General features: G+C 57.2%; 12 protein-coding genes. All 12 read right to left on the bottom strand.

Annotated elements, in window-relative coordinates; genetic code table 11:
* Nucleotides 1-14: 14 nt before the first annotated feature.
* Nucleotides 15-848 carry an ABC transporter ATP-binding protein gene (locus ACR0JB_RS10535; protein WP_170349612.1) on the bottom strand — a complete coding sequence of 278 codons (834 nt, stop codon included), beginning with the start codon at nucleotides 846-848 and terminating at the stop codon, nucleotides 15-17.
* Nucleotides 849-850: 2 nt separating this feature from the next.
* The gene (locus ACR0JB_RS10540) at nucleotides 851-2,080 is read right to left on the bottom strand and encodes a patatin-like phospholipase family protein (RefSeq protein ID WP_480789903.1); all 1,230 of its coding nucleotides are present in this window, start codon (nucleotides 2,078-2,080) and stop codon (nucleotides 851-853) included.
* A gap of 64 nt (nucleotides 2,081-2,144) precedes the next feature.
* Nucleotides 2,145-3,428, bottom strand: a complete 1,284-nt coding sequence (locus ACR0JB_RS10545; protein ID WP_170396779.1) for an ABC transporter substrate-binding protein — start codon at nucleotides 3,426-3,428, stop codon at nucleotides 2,145-2,147.
* 73 nt (nucleotides 3,429-3,501) lie between these two features.
* The gene (locus ACR0JB_RS10550; protein WP_170396781.1) at nucleotides 3,502-4,578 is read right to left on the bottom strand and encodes a branched-chain amino acid ABC transporter permease; all 1,077 of its coding nucleotides are present in this window, start codon (nucleotides 4,576-4,578) and stop codon (nucleotides 3,502-3,504) included.
* Nucleotides 4,579-4,581: 3 nt separating this feature from the next.
* A complete protein-coding gene (locus tag ACR0JB_RS10555; RefSeq protein WP_170396783.1) occupies nucleotides 4,582-4,839 on the bottom strand; it encodes a hypothetical protein in 258 nt (85 codons plus the stop codon).
* A 3-nt stretch (nucleotides 4,840-4,842) separates the two neighbouring features.
* The gene (locus ACR0JB_RS10560; protein WP_170396786.1) at nucleotides 4,843-5,829 is read right to left on the bottom strand and encodes a branched-chain amino acid ABC transporter permease; all 987 of its coding nucleotides are present in this window, start codon (nucleotides 5,827-5,829) and stop codon (nucleotides 4,843-4,845) included.
* 29 nt (nucleotides 5,830-5,858) lie between these two features.
* Complete coding sequence (locus ACR0JB_RS10565; protein WP_480789904.1) at nucleotides 5,859-6,677, bottom strand: ABC transporter ATP-binding protein; 819 nt, start codon at nucleotides 6,675-6,677, stop codon at nucleotides 5,859-5,861.
* Nucleotides 6,678-6,755: 78 nt separating this feature from the next.
* On the bottom strand, nucleotides 6,756-8,699 hold the full coding sequence (locus tag ACR0JB_RS10570) for an AMP-binding protein (protein ID WP_170397004.1): 1,944 nt from the start codon (nucleotides 8,697-8,699) through the stop codon (nucleotides 6,756-6,758).
* A gap of 388 nt (nucleotides 8,700-9,087) precedes the next feature.
* Nucleotides 9,088-9,285 (bottom strand): hypothetical protein, encoded by a 198-nt coding sequence (locus ACR0JB_RS10575; protein ID WP_170360986.1) that lies wholly within the window; start codon nucleotides 9,283-9,285, stop codon nucleotides 9,088-9,090.
* Between the two features lie 195 nt (nucleotides 9,286-9,480).
* Complete coding sequence (mutT, locus tag ACR0JB_RS10580; RefSeq protein WP_170349603.1) at nucleotides 9,481-9,879, bottom strand: 8-oxo-dGTP diphosphatase MutT; 399 nt, start codon at nucleotides 9,877-9,879, stop codon at nucleotides 9,481-9,483.
* 55 nt (nucleotides 9,880-9,934) lie between these two features.
* Nucleotides 9,935-11,161 carry a bifunctional glutamate N-acetyltransferase/amino-acid acetyltransferase ArgJ gene (gene argJ / locus ACR0JB_RS10585; RefSeq protein WP_170506343.1) on the bottom strand — a complete coding sequence of 409 codons (1,227 nt, stop codon included), beginning with the start codon at nucleotides 11,159-11,161 and terminating at the stop codon, nucleotides 9,935-9,937.
* Nucleotides 11,162-11,166: 5 nt separating this feature from the next.
* Complete coding sequence (locus tag ACR0JB_RS10590; protein ID WP_170349601.1) at nucleotides 11,167-12,015, bottom strand: peptidylprolyl isomerase; 849 nt, start codon at nucleotides 12,013-12,015, stop codon at nucleotides 11,167-11,169.
* Nucleotides 12,016-12,064 lie beyond the last annotated feature (49 nt).

Raw genomic sequence — 12,064 nt, forward strand, 5'->3', positions numbered from 1 at the left:
GATCCTCCATCCGCTTACAGCCACCTTTTGCGGCGGCGGTATGAGCGCACGTCACGGAAGCTTTTGCGCCCCTCGTCGGACATGCCCAGATAAAACTCTTTCACATCCGGGTTTTCGCGTAGATCGGCCGCCGGGCCGTCCATCACAACACGCCCCGATTCCAGAATGTATCCGTAATGTGCAAACCGCAGTGCCACATTGGTGTTCTGTTCGGCCAGCAGGAAGGACACGCCCTCTTTCTCGTTCAAATCCTTGACGATGCCGAAAATCTCTTCGACTAACTGCGGCGCAAGACCCATCGAGGGCTCATCCAGCAGGATCGTTTCTGGCCGCGACATTAAAGCCCGACCCATCGCCACCATCTGCTGTTCCCCGCCCGAGGTATAGCCCGCCTGCGAGCGACGCCGTTCGGCGAGGCGCGGGAAATAGGAATACACAAGTTCAAGATCCTGCTGGATCGCCGCGTTGCCATCCTTGCGAGTATAGGCCCCGGTCAGCAGATTTTCCTCGACCGTCAGGTGTTCAAAGCAATGGCGGCCTTCCATCACTTGAATGACGCCCTTTTCCACCAGATCGGCCGGATCGCTTTCATGCACGCTGGTGCCGCGATAGGTGATCGTACCCTTGGTGACCTCGCCCCGTTCGGACTGCAGCAGGTTCGACACCGCCTTGAGCGTCGTGGTCTTGCCCGCCCCGTTGCCGCCCAGCAAGGCGGTGATCCCACCCTTGGGCACGGTTAGGCTGACGCCCTTCAGCACAAGAATGACGTGGTTGTAGATCACCTCGATATTGTTGACCTCCAACAGGGTTTCGGCCTGTACATCGGTGGTTTGTGCCGCATCCAGCATCGTCAACTCCCGTAGATTTCGTTGATCTTGCGCTCCAACTCAGCCGCGGTCAGCCACGGGATGGGTTGAGAGCTTGTCATGTTCTTCCCCGCCTCGAACAAGGCCCCGGTGATACATTTGTCAAACAGGGGTTCGGGGTTCTTGCAATTGAGCGCGGTCAGTTCAGGCGCAACCAATGCCTTAAAGCTCCAAGAGGGGTTCTGTTTCACAACGCGAAAGGTTCGGTCGATCGACTCGCGAAATCCCTGATCGGTGACCAGTTGGAAATTCCGGCCTGACAACGCGAGGATACCGGGTCCCGGGTCCTTTTCTGCGACAACCAGATCGCCGTTCACCAGCAAAGTTACCCGAACGTCAAATTGTTGGCCTGTGCGCTGCGTAGCTGTTTGCTGACCCTGGGCCAGACCTTCCAGAAACACGTGCTGGCGCACACCTGCATCCGCATAAAGGTCCCCATTGATCTTGCGAGGCGGGAACAGAACCGGAATGGCCGAGCTGGCCAGAACCGCCTCGGACACGCAATCCTCTTTTGTCGCGAAATCATCTGGGGTGGTGGCCAGATACTGACCGATATCCATGATGTCGAACCGCCCGGTTTTCAGATTGACCGCGCCGACCACCACGCTGTTGACCTCTTGCCCGGATTGGCCCGGGTCGGCCCGCTTGGCGATACGATTCAGCAGAGGTTCGTCAATTTCACTTTCGACCAGCCGTTTCAGCTTTTTGGTGCTGAAGACAGAACTGGCCAAAGGAATCGGCGGCACGATTTGCAGCGACAGCACATCGTTCAAATTGATCCTGGTATTGGATTTCAGGCGCGCGTCAAACGCCGATCCCGCAAAGGCCAGAGGGGTAATCAAAGCCCCGGCGCTGGCCCCGGTCACGACGTTGAAGTCTGGCCTGCCGTTTTCTGTCCAGCCGGTCAGAACGCCTGATGAGAAGGCACCATATTGCCCACCGGTGGTCATAGCCAGAATTTCGACGGGAATGCCCCGCCCATCGCGGTCAAGGTTTGCACGTTGCGCGGCCTGACCTTCGAACACCCGGGAAAAGAGATCCGCAGTCGCATCCACATTCGGCGCTGAGCTGCGCCCGACAACGGATTTCGCCGGAACAATATCTCGGACAAGCCCGGTGCAGGTCGGCCCGTCGATCTCGGGCGCGCTGCACGCAGCAAGCCCAAGTACCGCACTCAGCACTATCCCTGTTCTTATCCGGAGAAACTCCAGCATCACCGCGTGTCCTTGTTTGGGGGTTGGGGCGGCAGATCACCGCCACCCCTTTTTTTGTTGCGCTTTAGTTGCAGCGCCCCTCGAGGTTGTTTTCCGATGCATAAGCTGCAGAATCCTCGTCGATGAGCGCACCGATTACCTCGGCATCCGTGGGTTTGAAGTCCGAAATGACATTCCACGTTTGCGCAGATGCATCCCATTGCGTGACACCAACCAGACCGGGGCCACCATGATTTTCACAGCTGACGTCGAATGTTGGGCCAAAGCCGCTCATTCCAAGCTCGGCCATTCTATCCTCGGTGATGCTGAGCGCTTCCATGCCGTCACGCATCATGACGGGCGTGATTTCCGCAACACCGTGAATTTCCTGCGCTGTACGGATAGCCTCGGATGCCAACATGGCCGCATAAACCGCACGGTTGTACTGAACGGTTCCGACCTTGTCACCTGCACCAGCCGCTTTGCCTGTTTCATGGACATATTTCTTGATGTCGTCGAAGACAGGAAAGTCATCGCCCGTTGCCGTAAAGGCCAGCGCCTTATAGCCGTTGGATGCCTCGCCCGAAGGGATAACATCCGGTTCGGCCCCGGACCACCAAATACCGATCATGTTCTCCATCGGAAAGCGGATGTTCGCAGCTTCCTGAATGGCGACCTGGTTCATAACGCCCCAGCCCCAGAGGATGACATAGTCAGGCCGATCTCGGCGAATTTGAAGCCACTGGGATTTTTGTTCCTGACCAGGGGAATCGACTGGCAGCAGGGCAAGCTCGTACCCATGCTTTTTTGACAGTTCTTCCAGCGTGCGGATCGGTTCCTTGCCATAGGCCGAATTATGATAGACCAGCGCGACTTTCTTGCCGCTCAGGTCACCACCGTTTTCCTCCAGCAGGTGATTGATCGCACCCGATGCGCCATTCCAATAGTTGGCGGGATAGTTGAACACCCATTCAAAAACTTTGCCGTTGGCCGCCGAAGTCCGACCATAACCCATCGTGTGCAGCGGAATGCCATCCGCAGAAACCTTTGGGATCAGCTGATAGGTGATTCCAGTCGACAACGGCTGATACACCAGAGAACCTTCGTTCTTTGTGGCCTCATAGCATTCGACGCCTTTTTCAGTCGTGTATCCGGTTTCGCATTCGACCATCCGGATCGGCACGCCGCCAATACCGCCGTCCCGTTCATTCAGCATTGTGAAATAATCGTTGTAGCCATCCGAGAACGGGATGCCGCCAGCGGCAAATGGGCCAGTGCGATAGCTCAGATCGGGGATCACAAGATCCGCCATAGCCGGAGCTGCAGCCATCAGGGCGCCAAGCGCCGCGGTTGCTAGTGTCAATTTCATCGGGTGTCTCCTCCCTTGGTTGGTCCGATGTTGGGGTCGGGCTTTGCACCCGTTATCTGATTGGGCCTGCCCCTTAGTGCGGGAACGGCCAGAGTCTGAGTTTCTCTTTCGCCACGCGCCAAAGCTGCGCCAGACCGTGTGGCTCAAGGATCAGGAACATGATGATCAGCGCGCCGACAATCACCAGCTGCAGATGCGCCACAATATCGGTGGGCCAGCCCAGCCAATCGGCGCCAACGACTTTCAGCACCACGGGCAGCAACACCAGAAATGCGGCGCCGGCGAATGAGCCAAAAATAGACCCTAACCCGCCGATAATGATCATGAACAGCACCAGGAATGATTTCTGAATGCCAAAGACCTCACCCACTTCGACCGCGCCCAGGTAGACCGCAAAGAACAGCGCCCCGGCGATGCCCACAAAGAACGAACTGATGGCAAAAGCGGTCAGTTTCGCCTTCAGCGGGTTCACCCCGATGATCTCGGCGGCGATATCCATGTCGCGGATCGCCATCCAGCTGCGCCCCGTGGTGCCACGCGTCAGGTTGCGCGCAATGACGGCGCTGACCGACAGGAAGATCAGGCAGAACAGATAGGTGGCCCAGGCCGGTGCGTTCGGGCCGGTGATGATGATGCCGAACACGTCACGCTCGGGCGCGTTGATTTGGCCCGAAGCGGAATAGTTGTAGAACCACGGTACACGGTTGAACAGCCAGACCAAAAAGAACTGCGCGGCCAGTGTTGCCACCGCCAGATAGAACCCCTTGATCCGCAGGCTTGGCAGGCCGAACAGCACGCCGACAATGGCGGTGATCCCGCCCGCCAGAATGACATGTATGAACATACTGACATCCGGGAACGCGGTCATCAGCTTGTAGCAGGCATAGGCCCCCACGGCCATGAACCCCCCGGTGCCCAAGCTGACCTGACCGCAATAGCCCACCAGAATGTTCAACCCGATCGCTGCAATCGCATAGATCAGAAACGGCAACAGCAACGCATTGGCCCAGTAATCATTGATGAGGAACGGAATTATTCCAAAGGCCACGGCGAGCACGACATAGTACCGATACCGGTCGAACTTGATCGGAAAGGTCTGGTTGTCATCGATGTAGGAGGTTTTGAAATCCCCGGCCTCACGGTAGAACATGACTTATTTCTCCCACTCTTCCTGCGCCCGGTTGCGGGCCTTGGCATCCAGTTGGTTCGATCCTTTGGCGTATCCGCTCGCCTCGGAACTGCGCACCAGTTTCATGTAGGCCAGAACGCCCGTGATTAGCCCGGCAAAGGCCAGAATCGCAGCGACCACCAACTGGCTTTCGGTCAGATCTTTCGAAGTGACGGCGATATAGCCAAAGGCCCAGAACCCGGCCCATGCGATGACGTTGATGATGGCGATCAGTTTGGTCATGCCCTACACCCTCTCGATGATTTTCTCACCGAAGAGACCTTGCGGTCGGAACACCAGGAAAATCAGCGCCAGAACATAGGCAAACCAGTTCTCGGTCGCACCGCCAACCAATGGGCCGATGGCGAACTCGAACAGTTTCTCACCCACACCGATGATCAGCCCACCGACAATGGCACCTGGGATCGAGGTAAACCCGCCCAGCATCAGCACCGGCAACGCCTTAAGCGCGATCAGCGACAGCGAGAACTGAACGCCCGACTTGGTGCCCCACATGATGCCCGCGACCAGCGCCACGAACCCGGCCACCGACCAGACCATGATCCAGATGAAGTTCAGCGAGATGCCAACCGACAGCGCCGCCTGATGGTCATCGGCCACAGCGCGCATGGCCCGGCCCTGTTTGGTATACTGGCTGAACGCCACCAGGGCCGCCACCAGCAGCGCCGCAATCACGGTCGCCACGATGTCCAGATTATCGAGGAAGAAGCCATACCCGAAGATGTTATAGGTGCTCTCATCAATCCACAGGTTGATGCCCTGCGGAAGGCCCACATCCAGCGTCTTGATCTCGGACCCCCACATCAGGTCGGCCACACCTTCAAGGAAATAGGCCAGCCCGATGGTGGCCATGAACAGGATGATCGGCTCTTGCCCTACCAGATGACGCATGACGAACCGCTGTACCGCCCAGGCCAGCAATACCATGACACCCATGGTCAAAAGGATCGCCACAAAAGCGGGCACATTCCACCCGAAAGTATGAACGTGCGTGCCAAAAGTCGCGTTGATCACATGCGCAAAGGGCACCTGCCCGTTCATGACCCCGACCAGCGTCATCGCCGCAAACAGCGCCATAACGCCTTGGGCATAATTGAAAATCCCCGAAGCTTTGTAGATCAGAACAAAGCCCAGCGCGACCAGCGCATAGAGCACCCCGGCCATCAGACCATTGAGGATGACCTCCATCGCGAATACGAGTTGTTCAGGCATCTGCGCCTCTCCCCATGTCTGTCCGATGCTCAGTCATGACTGACCCCCAGATAGGCGTCGATGACGTCCTGATTGCTGCGCACCTCATCCGGGGTGCCGTCGCCGATTTTTTTTCCGTAATCCATCACGACCACGCGGTCGCTCAGGTCCATCACCACGCCCATATCGTGTTCGATCAAGGCAATGGTGGTGCCGAATTCGTCATTCACGTCTAGGATAAAGCGGCTCATGTCCTCTTTTTCTTCGACATTCATGCCCGCCATCGGCTCATCCAGCAGCAGCAGCCTGGGTTCGGCCGCCAGCGCACGGGCCAGCTCGACCCGCTTTTTCAACCCGTAGGGCAGGCGCGACACCGGCGTTTTGCGAATGTGCTGGATTTCCAGAAAATCGATGATCTTCTCCACCGCCTCGCGGTTTTCCACCTCTTCCGCTTCTGCCTTGCCCTTCCACCAGGCCTGCTGAAAAATGTTGGTCTTCATAAAGTTCAGCCGTCCGGTCATAACGTTGTCCAAAACGCTCATACCTTCGAACAGAGCGATGTTCTGGAACGTCCGCGCAATGCCTTGCTGCGCGACCTCGAATGGCCGCATCGGTGGGCGCTTGGCCCCGTGAAACCAGACCTCACCCTCTTGCGGGACATAGAACCCGGAAATCACGTTCAACATCGAGGATTTACCTGCCCCGTTCGGGCCGATGATGGCGCGGATCTCACCCTCGCGAATATCAAACGAGATGTCCTTGATCGCCACCACACCGCCAAACCGCAAAGTGATGTTCTTCATCTCCATCACCACGCCGCCGATGTTGCGGCCGTCTTCGGTGACATATCCTTCGGAACTATCCAGCATCAGTCACTCCCTGACCTACGCAAAAACGGGATGGCGGGCGGGGCGATGACCGCAGGTCGAGCGGCGCTCGGCGACCCATCATTCCGCAGCCACTTTATGTTGAGCGACCGGTACAACCGGCGCATCTACGATCTCAAGCGTCGCGCTGATCGATCCCTTGCGGCCGTCCTCATAGGTCACTTCCGTTTTGGTCGAGACGGTCTCTGACCCGTCATACAGCGCTGCGATAATGTCGCTGAACTTGTCCTCGACAAACCCGCGCCGCACTTTCCGCGTGCGGGTCATCTCGCCGTCATCAGCATCCAGTTCCTTGTGTAGAACCACAAAGCGATGCACCTGACAGCCCGACAGCATCTCGTCGGCGGCAACAGATTTGTTCACCTCTTCCACATGCGTCTTGATGGTCTCTAACACCTGTGGATTCGCCGTCAGTTCTTGATAAGACCCGTAGGCCACGTTGTTACGTTCCGCCCAATTGCCCACTGCTGTCAGGTCGATATTGATAAAGGCCACGCAGCGATCCTTGCCGTTTCCGAACAAAACAACTTCAAGGATGTCAGGATAGAATTTCAGCTTGTTCTCGACGTATTTCGGCGCAAACATCGACCCGTCGGCCATCTTGCCCACATCCTTTGCGCGGTCAATTATCCGCAAATGTCCTGAGTTCTCTTCGATGAAACCGGCATCGCCAGTGGCAACCCATCCCTCGGCATCTTTGGTCGAGGCCGTGGAATCCGGGTTTTTGAAATACTCAACAAAAACACCGGGCGAGCGATAGTGAATTTCTCCCTTGTCATCGATCTTCAACTCGACATCCGGCGCAGGCACACCAACCGTATCCGCGCGTACTTCGCCGTCCGGTTGCACGGTGATGAACACGGTGGCCTCGGTCTGGCCGTAGAGCTGTTTCAGATTGATGCCAAGGGATCGGTAGAAATCGAAAATCTCGGGCCCGATGGCCTCACCCGCCGTATAGCCCACCCGGAACCGACCATAACCCAGCGTATCCTTCAGCGGGCCGTAGACCAGCAGATTGCCCAGCGCGTATTTCAACTTATCACCGAGGCCCACGGGTTTGCCATCCAGCAGCAAACCTCCGACCTTCTTGGCATGCGCCATGAAGTGATGGAACATGCGCTGCTTCAGCTTGCCCGCGTCCTCCATCCGGATCATCACGTTGGTCAGCTGTGTTTCGAACACGCGCGGCGGGGCGAAGAAATAGGTCGGTCCGATCTCGCGTAGATCGGTCATCATCGTATCGGCGCTTTCGGGGCAGTTCACGCAGAACCCGCACCAATAGGCCTGACCGATGGAAAAGATAAAATCGCCCACCCAGGCCATCGGCAGGTAGGACAGGATATCCTCGCTCTGGGTCAGATGATCGAACTCGGCTGAATTCTTGGCGCTTTCGATGACGTTGCGGTTCGACAGCACCACGCCCTTGGGCTTGCCGGTAGTGCCCGAGGTATAGAGCATCACGCAGGTATCGTCATAGGTGATCGCAGCGATGCGCTTGTCCAGTTCCGCATCGAACCGGGCGTGACCGGCACGGCCTTCGGCCATGATATCATCCAGCGCATTCATCTGGGAATGGTCGTATTTCCGCATCCCCCGCTTGTCGGTATATAGGATGTGTTTAACTTGATGCAGGTTTTCCTGAATCTCGATGACCTTATCGACCTGCTCTTGATCGCCGCAGACGACGTATTTCGCGCCGCAATGCTCCAGCACATAGGCCATCTCTTCGGCCACCGCGTCCTGATACAGCGGAACCGGAACCGCACCGACCATTTGCGCCGCGACCATCGACCAATAATGCGCCGGGCGATTGCGACCGATCACAGCAATATGGTCGCCTTTTTCAACACCCAACTCGAGAAACCCCAACGCGATGGCACGAATTTCCTTAGTCGTCTCAGCCCAAGTCCAGCATTGCCAGATGCCGAATTCTTTCTCTCGATAGGCCGGGGCGTCCCCGAACTGTGTCGCGTTTCGGTGTAGCAGCGCAGCAAGGGAGTGCATCCCCTCGGCGCCCGACTGCGTCTGAGCCAATCTTCCTCTCCTCCACATCCGGCCTCTCCCCGGGCCGGAAAAAGCGGACCCGAGGATCAACCCCGGACGCCAACGCCCGATTAAGGGACGCTTGCACGATCAGCGTCAACTTTTTCCTGATGTTTTCTCAATTCTTACGAATTGTAACAACCAAGACGTGGTAAAACCTGACCGATCTCGGGTGTGGAAATTGCAAACCTAAACCGAACGATCAGATAATCAGCCCTGACCTACTATCAAATGCTCTGATCGTAAGGAACGATTTGCCGCCGCAGACATCGGTCTTGCGGAGGTCTTCTAATGGCTAAATATTCTGGATTACCACATAAGACACGGCGCGTTGGGCGCTGGTAAAATTTCAGAAAATCGCGTGTTGATGAAGGCCGACAACAACAAAGGCCGACGCCGCAATAACCAATGCAGACGCGAAATACTTGAAACTTAGCTGTTTCTTTTCAGGCTTCATCGTCCATGTCGCCCATTTGTTTTGCAATTCATTGTTGGTGGAACTCGTATCGCTTTTCATAACATCACCAATCCGATCTGCGCCATTCAATCTGCGAAGCCGCCCCTGACCTTATCATTGAGTAATTCTGCAGACAGGCACCATTAGGTGTTTTCGACTCGCCGTAAGCTAACAGAGTTTGCATCAACAATATTAAATACAGAAGCAACGCTTTGTTCACATTGCATTCACATTCTCTTGGTTGAAAACGGAACTGATTTCGTTCCGACGTCCAATCTGACGGACTTACAGCCAGTCCCGCAAAATTGGGATCAGCGGCACATCCGCTGCAGGCATCGGGTAGTTTCGCAGCTCATTCGCGCGCACCCATTTCAGAGCCTGCCCTTCTTTAGACTGCGGGATCCCCTCCCACTTGCGGCAGGCAAACAAGGGCATCAACAGGTGAAAATCGTCATAGCTGTGACTGGCGAAGGTCAGCGGGGCAAGGCACGAGGCCCAGGTGTCGATGCCCAGCTCCTCATGCAATTCGCGGATCAAGGCGGCTTCGGGCGTTTCTCCGGCTTCGATCTTGCCGCCGGGGAACTCCCACAAGCCCGCCATGGATTTGCCTTCCGGGCGTTGCGCCAGCAACACCCGGCCCTCGATATCGATCAGGGCGACGGCAGACACTAATACGGTTTTCATGGTCGCAATCCCGGACGCAAAACCGGGCTCCACTTTTGCTGGAATTGCTCCGGTTTCACGAGCGATAATCCGCGTTGATCTCGATATACCCGTGGGTCAGATCGCAGGTCCAAACGGTGGACTTACCTTCGCCCAGCCCCAGGTCGACCGAGATCACCAGATCCTGACCTTTCATATAGGCGGCGGCGGCGTCTTCGCTGTAATCGGGGCTGACCCAGCCTTTCTCGGCCACCAGAATGTCACCGAAAGAAATGCTCAGCAGGTCCCGATCCGCCGCGGCACCCGATTTTCCGATGGCCATAACAACGCGGCCCCAGTTCGGGTCCTCGCCCGCAATTGCGGTTTTGACCAGAGGGGAATTGGCAATGGCCAGCCCATGCACCTTGGCATCTGCGTCCGAGGTGGCCCCAGTCACGCGGATTTCCACGAATTTCGTCGCACCTTCTCCGTCGCGCACTACCTGCTGCGCCAAATCCAGCATCACGCCTTCCAGTGCCTCAGCGAAGGCGGCATTGCCCGTCGCATCCACGCCTGACGCCCCGGTCGCGCACAGCAACAGGCTGTCCGAAGTTGAGGTATCGCTATCCACCGTGATGCAGTTGAATGTCCGGTCCGTCTGCGCGCCTAGCAGCGCCTGCAGCGCCGACTGTTCGACCTGCGCATCGGTGAAAATGTAAACCAGCATCGTCGCCATATCCGGGGCGATCATGCCTGATCCCTTTGCAATCCCCGCAATAGAGACTGTTTTTCCATCAATCTCGACCTGCGCGCAGGATCCTTTCGGGAACGTGTCTGTGGTCATGATCGCGCGCGCCGCATCCTCGACCGCGTGACGGCTGAGGCCCGCTTTCAGAGCCTCAAGCTGCGCCACGATACGCTCATGAGGCAACGGCTCACCAATTACGCCGGTGGACGAGGTAAAGACCCGTTCGACCGGAACACCGGTGGCCTTGGAAACTGCCTGCGTCACCTCGGCCACCGAGGTCTGACCATAATGACCGGTAAAGGCATTGGCATTGCCTGAATTCACCAGGATCGCAGCTGGTCCCTCGTTGGTTCCGCCGATCTTGTCCTGACAGTCTAGGACCGGGGCCGCGCGTGTGGCGGAGCGTGTGAACACCCCCGCCACCGAAGTGCCGGGATCCATCACCGCCAGCATAACATCAGTACGGCCCTGATAGCGCACACCGGCCTCGACCGTGGCGAACCGCACACCTTCAATCGCGGGCAAATCGGGAAAGGCCGCCGGGGCCAGCGGAGATACCTTTGTGATCGTGGCCACGGGGGTTACTCCTGAAGCAGTTCGATCTGACGCAGCGCCTCGGGGCCAGCACCCTCGGGGGCGGGACGATCGATGTCGGCCTCGCGGGTCAGCTCGTCGATCCGAGCCTGAATGACGCCCTGTTGCAGGGTTTGGGTCAACTCGGCGCGTACCTGTTCCAATTCAGGCGCTTCGGTTTTGCGCTTGTCGTTCAGGGTGACCAGATGCCAGCCGAACTGAGTTTTCACCGGCTCGGAAATCTGGCCTTTGTCCAGCGCGATCACGGCCGCCTCAAATTCCGGGACCATCTGACCGGGTCCGAACCAGCCCAGCTCACCCCCGTTCGGGCCCGACGGGCCGGTGGAGTGTTCTTTGGCCATCTCGGCAAAATCGGCGCCGTCATCCAGCTGTGCCTTGATTTCTTTGGCTTTGTCTTCCGTTTCCACCAGAATATGGCTGGCGTTAAACTCATCCGAACCTTCGAAATCTGCGTACTGGGCGTCATAGGCGTCTTGTATCACGTCGTCGGTCAGGTTTTCGTCGATCAACGCATCCACCGCCTGCACCGCCCGCATGGATCGCGTCTCGTTTTCCAAGGCCAGAGTGTTCAGTTTGCTCAAAGCGTCCTGCTGCTGGCTCAACAATTGTTGCTGGATCAGCTGATCCAGAATCAGATCATACAGAACATCATCTTCGATCTGCTGGTACTGCTCGGGCAGCGCGGCTGCGGTGGCGATGATGTGACCCAATGTGATTTCATCACCGTTCACACGAGCGACCACGGTGGCGGCATCAGGTTTGGTTTCGGCGGCCAATGGCAGGGCCATCACAGCAGCAAGCGCCAACGATGGCAGAAAAGTGAGGCCTTTGGGCATGGAATCATCCTATTTCTTTGCCGCGACAGGGCGCAGCGTTGACACTCTG

This window comes from Ruegeria sp. BI7, from assembly GCF_056537925.1.

Bases quoted from the DNA above. Each gene is read 5' to 3' on its own strand.
- ACR0JB_RS10535 (WP_170349612.1), bottom strand. From the start codon at position 848: ATGCTGGATGCGGCACAAACCACCGATGTACAGGCCGAAACCCTGTTG.
- ACR0JB_RS10540 (WP_480789903.1), bottom strand. From the start codon at position 2,080: ATGCTGGAGTTTCTCCGGATAAGAACAGGGATAGTGCTGAGTGCGGTA.
- ACR0JB_RS10545 (WP_170396779.1), bottom strand. From the start codon at position 3,428: ATGAAATTGACACTAGCAACCGCGGCGCTTGGCGCCCTGATGGCTGCA.
- ACR0JB_RS10550 (WP_170396781.1), bottom strand. From the start codon at position 4,578: ATGTTCTACCGTGAGGCCGGGGATTTCAAAACCTCCTACATCGATGAC.
- ACR0JB_RS10555 (WP_170396783.1), bottom strand. From the start codon at position 4,839: ATGACCAAACTGATCGCCATCATCAACGTCATCGCATGGGCCGGGTTC.
- ACR0JB_RS10560 (WP_170396786.1), bottom strand. From the start codon at position 5,829: ATGCCTGAACAACTCGTATTCGCGATGGAGGTCATCCTCAATGGTCTG.
- ACR0JB_RS10565 (WP_480789904.1), bottom strand. From the start codon at position 6,677: ATGCTGGATAGTTCCGAAGGATATGTCACCGAAGACGGCCGCAACATC.
- ACR0JB_RS10570 (WP_170397004.1), bottom strand. From the start codon at position 8,699: ATGCACTCCCTTGCTGCGCTGCTACACCGAAACGCGACACAGTTCGGG.
- mutT (WP_170349603.1), bottom strand. From the start codon at position 9,879: ATGAAAACCGTATTAGTGTCTGCCGTCGCCCTGATCGATATCGAGGGC.
- ACR0JB_RS10590 (WP_170349601.1), bottom strand. From the start codon at position 12,015: ATGCCCAAAGGCCTCACTTTTCTGCCATCGTTGGCGCTTGCTGCTGTG.